Annotated in this window: 13 protein-coding genes; 6 read left to right on the top strand and 7 right to left on the bottom strand. The window is 71.3% G+C overall.

The features are described 5' to 3' along the window. Positions 1–15 precede the first annotated feature (15 nt). A complete protein-coding gene (locus RLT59_RS38660) occupies positions 16–1,284 on the bottom strand; it encodes an activator-dependent family glycosyltransferase (RefSeq protein ID WP_024494586.1) in 1,269 nt (422 codons plus the stop codon). Between the two features lie 224 nt (positions 1,285–1,508). Here RLT59_RS38660 and RLT59_RS38655 point away from each other — a divergent pair, with 224 nt between their 5' ends. From RLT59_RS38655 to RLT59_RS38640, 4 genes are all read left to right on the top strand, one after another. Continuing rightward, positions 1,509–2,477, top strand: coding sequence for an NAD-dependent epimerase/dehydratase family protein (locus tag RLT59_RS38655; RefSeq protein ID WP_311308156.1), 969 nt, complete (start codon positions 1,509–1,511; stop codon positions 2,475–2,477). A gap of 27 nt (positions 2,478–2,504) precedes the next feature. After that, complete coding sequence (gene rfbH, locus RLT59_RS38650) at positions 2,505–3,815, top strand: lipopolysaccharide biosynthesis protein RfbH (protein WP_311308155.1); 1,311 nt, start codon at positions 2,505–2,507, stop codon at positions 3,813–3,815. 171 nt (positions 3,816–3,986) lie between these two features. Continuing rightward, a complete protein-coding gene (locus RLT59_RS38645; protein ID WP_311308154.1) occupies positions 3,987–5,027 on the top strand; it encodes a Gfo/Idh/MocA family protein in 1,041 nt (346 codons plus the stop codon). Continuing rightward, complete coding sequence (locus tag RLT59_RS38640; protein WP_311308153.1) at positions 5,014–6,273, top strand: macrolide family glycosyltransferase; 1,260 nt, start codon at positions 5,014–5,016, stop codon at positions 6,271–6,273. Before RLT59_RS38645 ends, RLT59_RS38640 begins: the two co-directional genes overlap by 14 nt. 54 nt (positions 6,274–6,327) lie before the next feature. On the opposite strand, the gene RLT59_RS38635 is transcribed toward RLT59_RS38640, so the two are convergent. Beyond that, positions 6,328–7,200: a 1,4-dihydroxy-6-naphtoate synthase gene (locus RLT59_RS38635; RefSeq protein WP_311308152.1), complete on the bottom strand. Its 873-nt coding sequence runs from the start codon at positions 7,198–7,200 to the stop codon at positions 6,328–6,330. A 28-nt stretch (positions 7,201–7,228) separates the two neighbouring features. Next, a complete protein-coding gene (locus RLT59_RS38630) occupies positions 7,229–7,873 on the bottom strand; it encodes a class I SAM-dependent methyltransferase (RefSeq protein ID WP_311308151.1) in 645 nt (214 codons plus the stop codon). A gap of 194 nt (positions 7,874–8,067) precedes the next feature. Here RLT59_RS38630 and RLT59_RS38625 point away from each other — a divergent pair, with 194 nt between their 5' ends. Further along, on the top strand, positions 8,068–9,279 hold the full coding sequence (locus RLT59_RS38625) for a macrolide family glycosyltransferase (RefSeq protein WP_311308150.1): 1,212 nt from the start codon (positions 8,068–8,070) through the stop codon (positions 9,277–9,279). Between the two features lie 75 nt (positions 9,280–9,354). On the opposite strand, the gene RLT59_RS38620 is transcribed toward RLT59_RS38625, so the two are convergent. The 4 genes from RLT59_RS38620 to RLT59_RS38605 all read right to left on the bottom strand — a co-directional run bounded on the left by RLT59_RS38620 (position 9,355) and on the right by RLT59_RS38605 (position 14,724). Next, positions 9,355–10,176: a helix-turn-helix transcriptional regulator gene (locus tag RLT59_RS38620; protein WP_311308149.1), complete on the bottom strand. Its 822-nt coding sequence runs from the start codon at positions 10,174–10,176 to the stop codon at positions 9,355–9,357. Between the two features lie 165 nt (positions 10,177–10,341). Beyond that, entirely contained in the window at positions 10,342–11,922 is a 1,581-nt protein-coding gene (locus RLT59_RS38615) for a bifunctional 3-(3-hydroxy-phenyl)propionate/3-hydroxycinnamic acid hydroxylase (RefSeq protein WP_311308148.1), read from the bottom strand. Positions 11,923–12,049: 127 nt separating this feature from the next. Continuing rightward, the gene (locus RLT59_RS38610) at positions 12,050–12,988 is read right to left on the bottom strand and encodes a glycoside hydrolase family 113 protein (RefSeq protein WP_311308147.1); all 939 of its coding nucleotides are present in this window, start codon (positions 12,986–12,988) and stop codon (positions 12,050–12,052) included. Positions 12,989–13,125: 137 nt separating this feature from the next. Continuing rightward, a complete protein-coding gene (locus RLT59_RS38605; RefSeq protein ID WP_311308146.1) occupies positions 13,126–14,724 on the bottom strand; it encodes an FAD-dependent monooxygenase in 1,599 nt (532 codons plus the stop codon). Positions 14,725–15,007: 283 nt separating this feature from the next. Between RLT59_RS38605 and RLT59_RS38600 the strand changes: the two genes are divergently transcribed. Further along, complete coding sequence (locus RLT59_RS38600) at positions 15,008–16,093, top strand: arylcarboxylate reductase (RefSeq protein WP_311308145.1); 1,086 nt, start codon at positions 15,008–15,010, stop codon at positions 16,091–16,093. Positions 16,094–16,120 lie beyond the last annotated feature (27 nt).

Genomic DNA, 16,120 nt, shown 5'->3' with positions numbered 1-16,120 from the left:
GCCGGGCACCGCGCCTCAGGCCCGCCACGGTGCGGTGCGGCGCTCCTCGGCCAGCTGCTCCAGGACCGGAACCACCTCGGACGGGGCCGGCCGGGAGAGTGCCTCGTCGCGCAGCCGGGCGGCGTTGTCCAGGAAGTCCGGGTCCGCCAGGATCCGCGCGACCCGGTCCTGTACCGCGTCCGGCGCGGCCTGGTCGTGCGGGAGGAGCAGTCCGGCCCCCTGCTGCTCCAGACCGGCACCGCGGTAGAGCTGGTCGGCCACCGGTGTGGTGACGGTGAGCTGCGGTACGCCGTGCACCAGCGCGTTCGCGTAGCTGCCGAAACCACCGTGGTGGATCAGCAGGGAGCAGCTCGGCAGGAGCGCGTGCAACGGCACCGACTCCACGACACGTACGTTGCCCGGCAGCGGGCCCAGTTCCTTGACCTGCGCGGGCAGCAGCGCGGCGACCACCTCGGCGTCGAGCTCCGCGAGCATGTCGAGGATCTTGCCCTTGGAGACGTAGTCCCCGCCGTAGCGCTCGGTGTTGGAGGCGCCGAGGCTCATGCAGATCCGGACCCGCTCCGGCGGGGTCCGCAGCCAGTCCGGGACGACGGCCGGGCCGTTGTACGGCACGAACCGTACCGGCGTCCGCAGCGCGCCGGTGTCCAGGCCCAGGCTCTCGGGCAGCGGGTCCAGCGTGAGCTGCCCGGTGGCGAATTCCTCGGTGAAGGTCCCCCCGAATTCGGCGGCGCGGCCGCCCAGCCATTCGGCCAGCGGATCCTTGCGCCGGTCCGCGGGCACGTCCGCCGCCAGGCCCTGGAAGAGCCGGCGTTTCATCACCCACACGTCGGCGAAGCACAGCGACCGCACATGTGCGGCCCCGACGACGCCCGCGACGAGGGGACCGGCGTAGGTGAGCGGATCCCAGACCACGAGGTCGGGCCGCCAGGAGCGGGCGAACTCCACCATCTCGTCGATCATCGGCTCGTTGTACATCGCGCTGCCGTACGCGGCCAGCTGGGCCCGTTCGAGCTCGTTCTCGTAGGTCAGCTTCGCCGGATCCAGCTCGTTCCAGCTCGCCGACTCCCACTCCTCCTGCGACTGGCGGTTCGAGGTCATCGCCGCGCTGATTCCGTCGTTCCGGCCGGTCGCCACGGCGGTCATGCCGGTGCGGGCGATGACGTCGACGAGTTCCTCGCAACTGGCGACACGGACCTCGTGTCCCGCGGCACGCATCGCCCACGCGATCGGCGTCATGCAGAACAGGTGGGACTTCTCGGGAATCGTCACGAACAGCACACGCACGGTGGACTCCTGGGAGCGACAAGTGGTCCGAAGCCTCCCCAGCGTCGTCCGGCCGCCGGTCGAGCGGCGGGCCGCGGCCGGGCATCGGGGGAAACACCCAGAGTTTGGATGCATGGCCCGGCTGCCGGTGTGCGCATCCCGGGAGCGCGTGGATAGTTGCGGCAGCGGCGACGGCCCGGCCGGGCCGTCGCCCCAACGGACCAGTTGATCCGGGAGACTCGTCGATGGCTTCAGTGGGTTCCGCGGACCGGCCGACCGCCGTGGTGCTCGGCGCCGGCGGCTTCGTCGGCCGCAACGTATGCGCCGCGCTGCGGGCCACCGGCCGGCCGGTGGCCGCCGTCGCCCGCCGCCCCGCCGGCCTGCCCGACGGCTGCCGCCCCGTGCCCTTCGACGTCGCCCGCGGTGACCCCGCCGACCTCGCCGCCGCCCTCGCCCCGCTACGGCCCGGCCTGGTGGTGAACGCGGCGGGCGCGGTGTGGAACGTCACCGACGACGAGCTGACCGCCGGCAACGTGACCCTCGTCGAGAGGCTCGTGCGAGCCGTCGAGGCTCTGGCGGACCCGGTGCGGCTCGTGCACATCGGAACGGCCTACGAATACGGGGTGCACCCCGACGACACGCTGGCGGAGACGCTGCCGGCCCGTCCCGTGGGCCGGTACGCGCAGACCAAGCTCGCCGCCACCCGGATCGTCACCCGGGCCGCCGCCGAGGGACGGGTGAGCGCGACCGTGCTGCGCATCCCCGTCGCGCTCGGCCCGTTCATCCCGGCGGAGAGCCTGCTCGGCGGGCTCGCCCGGCAGCTCGCCGCGCACCCCACCGAGTTGCGGCTGCCGCCGCTGGACGGCGTACGGCGGGACCTCATCGATGTCCGGGACGTCGCCGACGCCGTTCTGTGTGCGGCACGGGCTCCCCGGCTGCCCCCCGTCGTCAACATCGGCTCGGGCCGTCTCGTCCCGCTGGCCGACACGGTGGACGCGCTGATCCGGATCGCCGGAACGGGCGCGAACGCACCGGCGATCGTGCGCGGCCCGGCACCCGCCGGGCGCCGCGACGCCGGCGCCGGGGACCGGCCCCTGGACATCGGCCTGGCACGGCGGGAGTTCGGCTGGGCCCCCGCCCGCACCGTGACGGACGCGCTGCACGCCCTGTGGGGCAGCACCCGCGTCCCCCAGACCTCACAGCACCACACCTGACCACCGCAGCGGACGAAGAGGGCTTCCATGACTGACACCTATGTGCAGTCCATCATCGAACTGACCCGCAAGTACCACCGGGAACAGGAGGCTTCCGGGACGGAGTTCGTCCCAGGAGTCACCCCGATCCTGCCGGCCGGCGCGGTCCTCGACGAGGACGACCGCGCCGCGCTGGTGGAACACGCGCTGCAGCTGCGCATCGCCTCCGGCGCCACCGCGCTGCGCTTCGAGCGGAAGTTCGCCAAGACGATCGGTGTCCGCAAGGCTCACCTGACCAACTCCGGCTCGTCCGCCAACCTGCTGGCGCTCGCCTCGCTCACCGTGCCGGAGCTGGAGGACCACCGGCTGCGCCCCGGCGACGAGGTGATCACCGTCGCCGCGGGCTGGCCCACCACCGTCAACCCCATCGTCCAGTGCGGTCTGGTGCCGGTCTTCGTCGACGTGGACCTCGCCACGTACAACACGACCGTGGAACGGGTCGAGGCGGCGATAGGGCCGCGCACCAAGGCCATCATGATGGCCCACACGCTCGGCAACCCCTTCCAGGCCACCGAGATAGCGCAACTGGCCAAGGATCGCGGGCTGTTCCTCGTCGAGGACAACTGCGACGCCCTCATGTCGACGTACCAGGGCCGTACCACCGGCACGTTCGGGGACTACTCGACCGTCAGCTTCTACCCGGCCCACCACCTCGCCATGGGCGAGGGCGGCTGCGTGCTCTCCAACAGTGTGGAGCTGGCCCGGATCACCGAGTCGATGCGGGACTGGGGACGCGACTGCTGGTGCGAGCCGGGCGAGGACAACAAGTGCCTCAAGCGCTTCACCTACCAGATGGGTGATCTGCCGCTCGGCTACGACCACAAGTACATTTTCTCCCACATCGGCTACAACCTGAAGTCGACCGACCTCCAGGCCGCCCTGGGCCTGAGTCAGCTCGGCAAGCTCGACGACTTCACCGCCGCCCGTAAGCGCAACTGGCAGCGGCTGCGCGACGGCCTTGAGGGCGTGCCCGGCCTGCTGCTGCCCGAGGCCACCCCCGGCAGCGACCCGAGCTGGTTCGCCTTCGTCCTGACCCTGACCGAGGACGCCCCGTTCCGCCGCGCCGAACTGGTCGACTTCCTCAACGCCCGCCGCATCGGCACCCGGCTGCTCTTCGCCGGCAACCTCGTACGGCACCCCGCCTACCTGGACGTGGAGCACCGGGTCAGCGGTGGTCTGGCCAACAGCGACATCATTATGGAGCGGACGTTCTGGATCGGCGTCTACCCGGGCATCACCGCCGAGATGACCGACTACATGGTCGCCTCCATCCGGGAGTTCGTCGCCAAGCACCGCTGAGCGCCGCCGGCCGGGCCCGCCCCGGGCCCGGCGCGATCTGACAGACACGGGATCTGGTGGGGCCGGCTGCCGCGGCCGGCCCCTGGACTTCAGCGGCGAGGGACACCATGCAGCCAATGCCACCCACCTCTCCGACCGCCCCCGCACCGGGCACAGAACGCGGGGGACGCCGTGTCTGACACCGAACGGACGGGCATCGCGATCCTGGGCGCCGCCGACATCGCCTGGCGCCGCACCGCCCCGGCCCTGCTGCGCTGCCCCGCTCTGCGCGTGGTGGCCGTGGCCAGCCGTACCCCCGACAAGGCGCGCACCTTTGCCGACCGCTTCGGCATCGAGGCCGTGACCGGCTACCAGCGGCTCCTCGAACGCGAGGACATCCAGGCCGTCTACATCCCGCTGCCGAACGCCCTGCACGAGCAGTGGGCGGACGCGGCCCTGCGGGCCGGCAAGCACGTCCTGGTGGAGAAGTCGCTCACCGCGAGCACGGCGGCCGCCGCCGGCCTGGCCCGGACGGCCCGTGAGCGCGGCCTGGCCTTCATGGAGAACTTCGCCTTCCTCCACCACACCCAGCACGACCGGGTCCGCGAGCTGGTCGCGGAGGGAGCCATCGGCACGCCCCGGGTCCTCACCGCCTCCTTCGGTATCCCGCGCACCGACGGGGAGCTCATCCGCTACAGCAGGGAACTGGCTGGCGGAGCGCTCCGGGAGACCGGCTGCTACCCGATCCGTGCCGCCCGGCTCTTCCTCGGCACCGACATCGAGGTCGTCGGCGCCCGGCTCCGGTACGAGGAGGACGGCGGCTGCGACATGGCCGGATCGGTACTGCTCGCCGACGGCGCGGGCGTCACCGCCCAGTGCGACTTCGGCCTGGACCACGCCTACCGCAACACGTACGCGCTGTGGGGCAGCGAGGGCCGCATCGAGGTGGACTGGGCGTTCACCCCGCCCCCCGACACCCGGCCGCTGCTGCGGCTGCGCCGGGGGGACCACGCCGAGGAGTGGACCCTGCCGGCCGCCGACCAGTTCCTCCGCGCGGTCTCCGCCTTCGCGCGGGCCTGCGCCGACCCGGCCGCCCACACCTCGCACGCCGACGACGCCGTCCGCCAGGCCTCGCTGATCGAGTCGGTCCTCGAACTGTCCGGCACCCCCGAAGACCCCGCCCGCGACCGGCTCGGACGGGCCGGAGCAAGGAGCGCGCATGTCCCCGGCTGACCTCCCCGCCCCGGCTGCCGCCGACACCCCGGCGCAGCCCGGAAAGCACGTGCTGTGGCTGGGGTTTCCCTCCTACGGGCACATCAAGGCGAGCCTCGGCGTCGTCGAGGAGCTGCTGCGGCGCGGCCACCGCGTCACCTACGTGATAGCCGACCGGTTCGCCGCCGCCGTCGGGACCACCGGCGCGCGCGTCGTGTCCTACGCCTCAACGTTCCCGGAGACGATCACGGGCGACGAGACCGCGACGGCGATGCTGCTGGCCTTCCTGGAGGAGAGCTTCGCGCCCCTGGAGGCGACCCTGGCGGCGGTCGCCGCCGACCCGCCGCAGCTGGTCGTGCACGACGTGCTCGCCTCCGACACCGCCACCGCCGTGAGCAGGCTGTACCGGACACCCACCGTGCGGGTCTACGCCGGCTTCGGCACCAACGAGCACGTCCCGCAGAACGGCACCGAGGCGGATCCCGCGCACACCCCGGTGGACCCGGACGATCCCCGGCTGCGCGACCTGGCCGCCGCACTGACCGCCCGGGTCGAGGCGGCCGGCGTCGCCGCCCTGTTCGCCGACGGGCGGACGGGCGGTGACGAGCCCGCCGTCAGCCTGTCCTTCGTCGTGCGGGAGTTCCAGACCAAGGGGGAGACCTTCGGCGACGACTACCTGTTCGCCGGACCCTGCCTGCGCGCGGTGGACTTCGCGGGAGCGTGGGAGCCCCCGCCCGGCGACCCACCCGTGCTGCTGGTCTCGCTCGGTACCTCCGCCAACCGCCACCCCGGATTCTTCCGGCGCTGCGCCGAGGCCTTCACCGGCACCCCCTGGCACATCGTGATGACCCTCGGCCGTGACGCCGACCCGGCGGAGCTCGGGACGCTGCCGCCCAATGTCGAGGTCCGGTCGTGGCTCCCGCACCTGACCGTGCTCGGGCATGCCGCCGCGTTCGTCTGCCAGGGCGGCGCCGGCAGCCTGATGGAGGCGTTCCACCAGGGCGTCCCGGTGGTGGTCGTACCGCAGCAGCAGGACCAGTGGGCGACCGCGCGACAGGTCGTCGACCTGGGCCTGGGCCGGTCCATCAGCCCCGGCGACCTCGATGCCGAGACCCTGCGCACCGCCGTCGAGGCCATCGCGGACGACGCCGGGATGCGGCACCGGGTGAGAGAGCTGAGCCGGCGGGTGCGCACCGCCCCCGGGGCCACCGCGGCCGCCGACCGCCTGGAAGCCGTCATGGCGGACCGCGCCGCCGCACTGAGCTGACGCCGCGGCGGGAGCGGCCCCGCAGGCACTGGAGCCCCGGGGCCGCTCCCGCCGTCACCGCGCCGAGCCCACCGAGCCCGCCGGGTCCAGCGCGTCCGGCGGGAACGCGGGCACGGCCCCCGCCCGCACGGCGTGGTCCAGCAGGGTACGGACCGCCGCGAGACCGTCCGCGCCGAGATCCTCGGTGTACTCGTTGACGTACAACTCGATGTGCTGCTTCTGCACTTCGGGCGCGAGCTCCTGCGCGTGCGCCCGCACATGGTCCCGCGACGCCTCGGGATCGGCCCACGCGTACCGCACGGAGGCGCGGACGGCCTCGGTGATGCCCGCGAGCCGCTCGGGGCCCAGATCGCGCCGGGCGACGATCGCACCGAGCGGGATGGGGAGCCCGGTCCGTTCCTCCCAGGCCTCGCCCAGGTCGACCAAGCGGTGCAGACCGTACTCGTGGAAGGTGAACCGGGCCTCGTGGATCACCAGGCCCGCGTCCACCTCGCCGTCCCTGACGGCCGGCATGATCCGGTCGAACGGCATCACCACCGTGCGGATCTCCTGGCCCGGCAGGGCCTGCCGGGCCCACAGCCGGAACAGCAGGTAGGCCGTGGAGCGTTCGGTGGGGATCGCCACGACCCGTCCGCCCAGATCTGCGGGCTCGCAGGCGGTACGTGTGAGCAGCAGCGGTCCGCAGCCGCGGCCGAGCGCGCCGCCGCAGGGCAGCAGCGCGTACCGGTCCAGGACGTACGGCAGCGCCCCGTACGAGATCTTCAGCACGTCCAGCTCGCCGCGCGCGGCCATCGTGTTGGTGACGTCGATGTCCGCGATGGTGACCGAGGGGGACGGCACCCCCGGCAACAGCCCGGCCGTCCATGCGTGGAAGACGAACGTGTCGTTGGGGCACGGCGAATAGGCGAGGTCCAGGGAGCTTGCCATGACACTCCTGTCTCTTTCCGCGGAGCGGCTATCGGGTCAGGTCCCAGAGCCCGAGGTACTTGTTGGGCGAGTTCTCGGGGATGAGGTCCAGCGGCTGCCCGAGGCCGAAGGGCGGCAGCGACAGATCGAGTTTCGCGTGCCGCAGACTCGGCTCCGCGATCCGCTCGGAGTTGGTGAACGCGTCCTGCCCCATCGTGGGATCGCTGGTGTAGCTCGTGGTGAGCAGGTACCGGCAGGAGCTGCGGAACCGCTCCAGGGCGGGCAGGACCATGCTGTTCGGCAGATGGATGAACACGTCGCGGCAGACCAGCAGATCGGCCGTCCGCAGCACGGTGGCCGTGATGTCGACGACCTCCAGCCGGTAGCCGCGCTCCCTCAGCTCGGGCCAGGTGGCCCGCTCGTGGACGTCGTAGCCCCGGTAGTCGACGCCGTCGAGGTCCATCGTGCTCATCCAGGCCAGATCACCGCAGCCGGCGTCGTTGAGCGTCTTCACGTCGTACGTCTCGATGATGTTCATCAGCCCCTTGCGGACCAGCTGGGTGTGCGGCTCACTGGAGCCCCACCCGCAGACCGTGTCGGGGGCCTGGTCCGGCCATCCTCGTGAGAAGACGTTCAGACTGGGGTTGTACTGGTGGGGCTCCCGTGCATCAGCGCGACCTAGTTGGTTGATCACGGCATCTCGCTCTCTTCGGGAACGGGTCGTCGGCCCCCACGGGAGCACGGGTCCCGTGCGCCGAACCACACCGAGCGCCGGACACCAGGTGTTCTCCCGAACTCCGTGGCGAGCTGCAGCAACGGACTGGTGAATCGACCAGTGTTGGGCCGGTGCGGTGAGCCATTGGCGCCGTCGCTGGCAAGCTGCTGCTCATGTCGGCGTACCACGTGGCGTTTCTGCCGTTTCCCGCGTTCGGACACATCAACACGACGCTGCCCGTCGTCACGGAGCTCGTACGCCGTGGCCACCGGGTGACCTTCGCGACCAACGCACGCTTCGCCCCCCTGGCGGCCGAGGCCGGCGCGACGGTGGTGGAGTACGAGTCCTGGCTCGCCTCGCGCAAGCTGCCCGACCGGGTGGACGCGGACTACATGGTGCGCGAGCCGGTCCGCTCGATCGACGAGGCCATCGCCACCGTTCCGGTCTACGAGGCCGGATTCGGCGACGACATACCGGATGTGCTGCTGTACGACGTCAGCACCTTCGCCGCCGGCCGGGTGCTGGCCCGCAAATGGCAGCGGCCCGCGATCGAGCTGTTCGCGACGTTCGCCTCCAACGAGCACTACTCACTGACGCAGCAGATCGGTGCGCTGTACGCGGACGAGATCGACCGGGAGCACCCCGCGCTCATCGACTTCTTCGTGAAGCAGGGAAAGCTGCTGAGCGACCACGGCCTCGCCGACGTCACGCTGGAGGAGTTCAACGCGGCGGCCGACGACGCGAACCTGGTGTTCCTGCCGAGGCCGTTCCAGCCGGCCGAGGAGACGTTCGACGAGCGGTTCGCCTTCGTCGGCGCGTGCCTGGGCGACCGGCCCGAGGACACCCTCTGGAAGCCGCCGGGCGACGGCCGCCCGCTGCTGCTGGTGTCGATGGGCAGCTTCAGCTTCGACCACCAGAAGGACTCGCTGCGTACCTGGGTGGACGCCTTCGCGGACAGCGAGTGGCAGGTGATCGTCTCGGCGGGCGCGCTGGCCGACAGCGAGGACCTGCCGACGGTGCCGGACAACGTCCAGCTGCACCGCTGGGTGCCGCAGCTGGCGGTACTGGAGCACGCGGACGCGTTCGTGTCGCACGCCGGGATGAACAGCGTGATGGAGGCGATGTACTTCGGGACGCCCGTGGTCGCGGTGCCGCACATGCCCGAGCAGCGGCTCGTCGCGGACCGGCTCCAGGAGCTCGGTCTCGGCGTGCACGTGCCGCAGGCCGAGGCGAGCGGCGAGCGGGTGCGTGCCGAGGTGGACCGCATCGTCAAGGACGGGCGGACACGCGCCCGGGTCGATGCGCTGAGTGGTGCGATGCGTTCGGCCGACGGCCCGGTGCTCGCCGCGGACTACGTCGAGAAGGTGGCCGCGCGCGGGTGCTGACCGGCGCGGACCACCCCTGGCCCCGGGGCGCCGGCCCGCGTGCGGGGCGGCGCCCCGGGGCCAGGGGTGGTCGGGTCAGGCGCTGCAGTCCGGCCGCAGGCCCCGGGTGCGTTCTGCCCCCTGGCGGTCGGGGCGGATGTACTCGGGCAGGATCCGGGGCGGCCAGCACCCGATGCTGAACATGCCCATCGAGTAGGCCTTCGCCGCGAGCGCCGTGCGGTTGGGCACCTTGAACTGCCGCAGCAGGATGCTCACGTGGTACTCGACGCCCTGGCGGCTGAGGAAGAGCTTGGCCGCCAGGCGCACGGTCGGGTCGCCCGCCGCGACGCCCTCCAGGACCTTCGCGGTGAGGGCCGTCAGCTTCCGCTGCGAGCCGACGAGTTCCTGCCGGTCGTCGGCCGTCTCATGCGGCGTGAACTGCGCCATGATCATCTTGACCCGGCCGCTGTCGTCCTTCACCGGGAACGCGGTGAGCTTCCCGGAGACCGCGGTGTCGTGGAACCACATGGCGATGGACCGGCTGACGACGGGGGCGTGGTGCTCCTGGACCAGCCGGCCGAACTGGCGCAGTACGTACTGGCGCACGCTCGGGTGCAGGAACTCGGCGAAACTGCGCTCACGGATCTCGTCGGGATAGCGGCCGCACTGCGTACTGAACGCGTTGTTGACCGACCGTACGCGCAGGGTCGGATCAAGGATCGCCAGGCCGACTCCCGAACGTTCGAACATGGAGAGGACCACGGCGCTGTACTCGTCGCTCCGGATCTCCGCGGTGAACAAGGACGATTCGGCGTCGCGTGGTTCGTCGACTGCCTGAGACGGTCTTCGCGCAGTGGTGGAAACCACCCCGGCCGGCTGCGGAAATTCGCTCCTGGTGCTGGTTTCTGCATGGAACATGTGCGCCACACCTTCCCCGATTTTGTGTGTATCGGCGGGCGCTCAGCAGCCTAGGAGTTCATGGCCGGATCTCGCTGCAGTCCTGGTAGTGCGCGACTAGCGCAACGCTCAGGAAGGCGTGGATCATGGACCTCCGGATCACTCGGGGGACCGTCGACCCGATCGTCAGGGAAGAGTCGACACGTCCTGCGCCAGGTCGTTCACCAGGCCGTTCAGCATCTCGGTCATCTCGGCGCGGGTGCCGGCGGCGCCGTAGACGTGGAAGTCGGGGCGGATCAGCGCGGCCGGTGCCAGCACGGCTTCCTTCAGCCAGGCGGTATACGTGCCGTCGATGTCGACATCGGGCGTCAGATGGACGATCGAGCAGCCCAGCGCGCCGAGCCGGCCGGCCAGGACCGGCTCCACCAGGGTCTCCGGGTCGTCCAGACTGAGCAGGACGAAGGTGCCACCGCACAGCTCACCGGCGTCCGCACGGCCGGTGCGCGCCTGGGGAACGATCCTGCTGTCCGGTCCGGCGAACAGGCCGTCGGCGGACTGCTGGAACAGCCCCGCCTTCAAGGCCTCCTCCCCCGGGCGGGCGAACGCCTCCGGATCGCGGGAAGGAGCGTCGTCCGCCCCGCGCACGGCCAGCAGGGCACTGTCCCGGTAGCCGGCGACAGCCGGGTCGACCGTGCCGATCAGCTCGGCCAGGTTCACCGACATGTCGATGGTCCGCTGGGCGTCGGGGCGGCGCTCGGCCTCGTAGCTGTCGAGCAGTTCCTCACCGGCCGAACCGGTGAGGACCAGGTGGAGCTTCCAGGCCAGGTTGGTCACGTCCCTGATTCCGGTGCACATGCCCTGGCCGGCGTGCGGGGGCATCACATGGGCGGCATCGCCCGCGATGAAGACCCGGCCGGGACCCCGCGAGCGCCAGCGGTCGGCGTTGCGGCCCAGGCACGTGTAGGCGACGTACCGCTGGAGCGTCGCGTTGTCGGGGTTGACCCCGAAGTGGGTCAGCAGCCGCCAGGCGTTCTCCACGGTGTCGAAGTCCTCGAAGGACTGACCGGGAAGCCGCATGAACTCCCAGCGGCTGTGGGACGGCCCGGCCGACAGGTCGACGCGGGGCTGCGCAGGGTCGGCGACCTGCACATTCTGCGAAGGGAACTGCGCGGTGTCGTGCGGCATGACGTCGCAGGCCATCCAGTCGGCGGCGTAGTCGGAAGCCGAGACCGAGACGCCCAGCCGCTTGCGTACGAAGCTGTTGGCTCCGTCGCAGCCGACCAGCCAGCGGGCGGCCAGGACGCGCTCGCCGTCCTTCGAGCGGACCGTGAGCCTTACCGAGTCGTCCTCCTCGGTCAGACCGACAGCCTCGAAACCGCGCAGCACCCGCAGGTCGGGCAGCTGCTCGCCGCGCCCGACCAGAGCCGACTCCAGGCCCGGTTGGTAGAAGGAGGTCGCTTCCGGCCAGCGGTAGCGGTCGTCGTGGTTCAGCTCGAAGTGCATCAGCGTCCGGCCCTCGCCGTTGACCACGACGTAGTCCTTGGTCAGCTCACTGACCGGGGCGAGCGCGTCGGCGACGCCTATCGTGCCGAGGATGCGGCCGACATGACGGTCGAAGGAGACCGCCCGGGGCAGGTTGTAGGGCTCCACGTACTTTTCCACCACGGTCACACGCCAGCCGCGCTGGGCAAGCATGATCGACAGCACCTGTCCCACAGGGCCGTAGCCGACTACCAGGACATCCGCGTCCGCTGCGTCTTCAATCACGGCCCGACCGTAGTTCAGCGGGAGGCGTTGCAGGCCGGCTCCCGCACGGGTCAGGGACAAGCACCAGAATGAGCAGCCGTGGCTTGACCGGACCGGGATGCGGCCTTCACCGGTGGTGTGCGGGGAGTCAGCGGCGGTCGTACCTGTCCGCCATCGCGTGAAAGATCTTCTTGGGTTCCCAGCGGGTTTCGTCGAGCATGCGGACCACGCCGTAGGAGGCGATGTCACGCGCCCCGGGCTTGTCGAAGCCGGCGAAGGAGAACCACAGCGCGGTGTCCACCCCCTCTTCCTCGAAGACCGTCAGCAGCTCGGTGAGGTAGCGGACCTGCTCGTCCTCGTCCGACACCGACCCCGGCGGCGGATCCCAGGCCATGCCGCCGAGTTCACCCGCCCCGAGGTAGGCGCAGGTGCCGTACTCGGTGACGGCGACCGGCTTGCCGTGACGGCGGAACTCGCGCAGGTGGGTGCGGAAGGTGTCCGCGTTGTGGGCGCCGCGGTAGGCGTTGATGCCGACGAGGTCGAACGGGGCCCAGTCGATGGACTCCCAGGGGCCGGACGCGTAGGTGACCCGGCCACCGAAGTGTGCGCGCACGGTGGCGACGGCCTCGGCGAGGAAGCTGTTGACACGCTCGGTCGCCCGGCCCAGGGCGGACCACCACTGCGCGTCGGACCCCATGGAGTAGATGCGGCGGCCGAAGGTGTCACCGGGGAAGAAGCCGCCGCAGAAGACACTGATCTCGCACCCGGTCACGAACACCACCTCGGCCCCGGTCCGCCGTACGGTTTCGGCGCGCCGGGCGCAGTCCGCGAAGAAGGGCAGCAGACACTCGGCGGGGAGGTCGACGGGGAAGGGCGCGAACCAGACCTCCAGGCCGGCCTCGGCGGCGCTCCGAGCCGCCGTGCTCAGCCGTTCCGGGTCGCGCCCCGAGACGCGTACCGCGTCGCAGCGCAGTTCACCGGCGAGCACCGCCATGTCGCGCCGGACCGCCTCCGGGTCGAAGGTCTTCCGGGTGAACTGCTCCCCGGGAAGGAACCCGGTGTCGTAGTTGATGCCGCGTGCGCGCACGTCACTGCTCCCCTTGTCTCCGAACGAGTCAGTGTGCCGGGTTCGGAGGCGGGCCGGGTTCGGAGGCGGGCCCGTCGTCCGCCGCCGGCACACTGCCGACCTCGCGGTGGAGGAGGTGCCTTGCTTGCCGTGGTCGCTCAGCGTTCCGGACGTGTACGGCCGGCCGGAGCCGCACCGCAGGCGCTGCCGAACCAGCCGGCCAGCGCGTCGCGGAGCCCTTCAGAGGCCCGGTCGGACGGCTCACCGGGGGCGGCCGCCCAGGCGACGTAGCCGTCGGGCCGGATGAGCAGCGCGGCAGCGGGCGGCTGCGCGCAGCGGGCGGCGACGATGTCGACCCGGTCCTTCCATTCCGCCGCGGCTTGTGCCGGATACGGTTCCCCGGCCAGGTCGAGCAGGACCGGCCGGCCTGCGCGCATGAGTTCGGCGAGCCGTGCGGGGCCGCCGCCGGTCTCCAGGGCGAGGTCCGGGGCGAAGTGTCCCGCGAGCGGGTGCGCCGATGTCGTCCCGTAGCGGAGGTCGTCGCCGGCCAGCAGGTCGGCGACGCGCTGGATGTTGTCCTTGGAGTGCAGGAGCTCCCCGAAGAGCTCGCGCAGCGCGGTGACCTCGGGGCCGGGGGCCATGAGCGCCGTCTGGGCCTGGGTGTGCATGAAGACGCGGCGCCCGGCCGCGTGCCGCTCGGTGTGGTAGCTGTCGAGGAGGCCGGGCGGTGCCCAGCCGAGGATCTGCGCGGCCAGTTTCCAGCCGAGGTTGGCGGCGTCCTGGAGGCCCAGGTTGAGCCCGGGGCCGCCGACGGCCGAGTGGACGTGCGCGGCGTCCCCCGCGAGGAGAACCCGGCCGCTGCGGTAGTGCTCGGCCAGCCGGGTGCTGCGGCCGACGAGGCGGCGCAGCATGTGCGGGCCGGGCCCGGACGGCGGGGCGAGGGGCAGATCGATGCCGAGTACGCGGCGGACGCTGTCGCGCATGTCATCGAGCGTCATCGCCGTGTCCTCGCCCTCCGGCGGGGAGCCCCATTCGAGGGTCAGGAGGCGGTGGTTGCCGTCAGGCAGCGCCGCGAAGGCGAAGATGCCGTGCTGGGTGCGGTTGAACGTGAACACCGGGCTCATCCGGCCGTGACCGGGGACGTCGAGCTCACCGGTGTCCGGCACCAGCGCCGAAGCGGGCAGAGTGGCGTACGCGGCCCGGGAGACCAGGTCGCAACCGGTAGCTCCCGGAAAGGAGATACCGGCCAGCTTGCGGACGGTGCTCTTCCCGCCGTCGCAGCCGACGAGGTGGCGGGCGCGCAACTCGTAGCTGTCGTCGCCGCACCGGACCTGGGCGGTCACCTGCTCCTCGGACTGGTAAAGGCCTGTCAGTTCATGCCGGCGGCGGATTTCCACCCCGAGCTCGCGGGCCCGTTCCGCCAGCACCTGTTCCATGCGCTGCTGCGTCACCGGCAGGACGGTCATCGGGTTGGCTTCCAGCACGCCCAGGTCCAGCGGGAGCGCGCCGAAGAGGTAGCCCGAGACCTGCTGGGGTACGCCGGCCACACCGCCGAACCGCTCGTACAGACCACGCTGGTCGAGGAACCGGACCACCTGGCCGGCCAGGCCGTTGGCCTTGATCTGTGGGCTGGGGTCTGGCAGCCGTTCGAGGACGACCGGCCGCACCCCGGCCATGGCCAGCTCACATGCCAGCAGCAGCCCGACGGGGCCGCCTCCGACGACGACGACATCGGCGGTCTCTGTCTCGACAGCCATCACAGATCTCCTCGAAGGTGGCGCTCCTGGGGGCACGCACAGGTGTACACGGCAAGTGGGCCGTGGACGACAACCGCGGTCTCGGCCATGGAGCTGACTCCGAATCTCCGCCGGACGGACGAGAAGTGACGGGAGGTGAGACACGACGGAAGGTCCGGGGACCGGACCCGCGTCCCACCGCAACGTCCTTGCGCGCCCACACTAGACACGCCGTTCAAGGCCTGTTCCCACGGCTCCGGCGCACTAGGGAATCCCCTATCAGCTCCCCGTCGATACTGCCGTCATGTCGGTGACGATGAGCGCGGAAGAGCCGAGGTCGCTGACCGACGGCTGGTTGGCACAGGACCTCGACGAGTGGACGCGGCGCGTGCTGCGGCGCCAGTTCGATCCCGAACACGGATCGCCCTACTGGCTCAAGCGCCGCACCGAGCTGGACTTCGACCCGCTGGGACTCACCGGCTACGATGATCTGGCCGCCTTCGGCCACTTCGACATCACCGCCCTCAGGGACCTCGACCCGGCCGGCCTCGTCCCGACCGCAGTGCCGCGCCCCCTCGGCGGCCGCGTCTGGGAGTCCGGCGGCACCACCGGCAGGCCCAGCCGCGTCTTCTACACCCCGGACATGTCGGCACACTGGGCCGCCTGGCGCCTCCACGGCTGGCGGACCGCCGGGTTCCGCCCCGGCACCACCTGGATCGACGCCTGCCCCTCCGGACCGCACATCGTCGGTGAGGAGGCCGACTACCTCGCCGACATGTGCAGGTCCACCGTGTACTCCATCGACCTCGACACCCGGTGGATCAAGCAGCTCATCCGCAGCGGGCGGCTGATCGAGATGGAGGAGTACGTCGATCACGTCGTCGAGCAGATCACCGACATCCTGGAGACCTGCTCCGTCGACTACCTGCGCAGCACCCCCGCCACGGTGCACGCCCTCATCAACCGCCGCCCCGAACTGATGGCCCGCCTCTCCGGGGTCTACCTCGGCGGCACCCAGCTCACCGCCGACGCCTACCGCAGGTTCTCCGAGGCCATGCCCGGCGGGATCATCGCCACCACCTACGGCAACACCCTCGGCTGCGCCAACGGCATCCCCTCGCCCGACGGGGGCGCGACGCTCCCCTACGTGCCGAACTTCCCCCAGATCACCATGTCCGTGGTCGACAGGACCGAGCCCGGCCGTGTCGTGGAGTACGGCGAGGTGGGCCGGGTCCGCCTGACCGTGCTGCACGAGGACCTGTTCCTGCCCAACATCCTCGAACGGGACCAGGCCGTCCGGTTCCGGACCTCCGAGCAGTGGCCGTGCGACGGCGTGGCCAACGTACAGCCGCTCCAGATCAGCTCGGAGATGCCCGAGGGCCTGTACTGACCCGGCCCGACCGATGGAAAAGCGACC

Source organism: Streptomyces sp. ITFR-6 (genome assembly GCF_031844725.1).
In the GTDB taxonomy this organism is placed as follows: domain Bacteria; phylum Actinomycetota; class Actinomycetes; order Streptomycetales; family Streptomycetaceae; genus Streptomyces.
The sequence above is the reverse complement of the archived record's forward strand: the minus strand, read 5'-3'. Positions and strand labels throughout refer to the sequence as shown.

Excerpts from the sequence above, each read along its gene's own strand:
- RLT59_RS38655 (WP_311308156.1), top strand. The coding sequence starts at position 1,509 with ATGGCTTCAGTGGGTTCCGCGGACCGGCCGACCGCCGTGGTGCTCGGC.
- rfbH (WP_311308155.1), top strand. The coding sequence starts at position 2,505 with ATGACTGACACCTATGTGCAGTCCATCATCGAACTGACCCGCAAGTAC.
- RLT59_RS38640 (WP_311308153.1), top strand. The coding sequence starts at position 5,014 with ATGTCCCCGGCTGACCTCCCCGCCCCGGCTGCCGCCGACACCCCGGCG.
- RLT59_RS38635 (WP_311308152.1), bottom strand. The coding sequence starts at position 7,200 with ATGGCAAGCTCCCTGGACCTCGCCTATTCGCCGTGCCCCAACGACACG.
- RLT59_RS38625 (WP_311308150.1), top strand. The coding sequence starts at position 8,068 with ATGTCGGCGTACCACGTGGCGTTTCTGCCGTTTCCCGCGTTCGGACAC.
- RLT59_RS38620 (WP_311308149.1), bottom strand. The coding sequence starts at position 10,176 with ATGTTCCATGCAGAAACCAGCACCAGGAGCGAATTTCCGCAGCCGGCC.
- RLT59_RS38605 (WP_311308146.1), bottom strand. The coding sequence starts at position 14,724 with ATGGCTGTCGAGACAGAGACCGCCGATGTCGTCGTCGTCGGAGGCGGC.
- RLT59_RS38600 (WP_311308145.1), top strand. The coding sequence starts at position 15,008 with ATGTCGGTGACGATGAGCGCGGAAGAGCCGAGGTCGCTGACCGACGGC.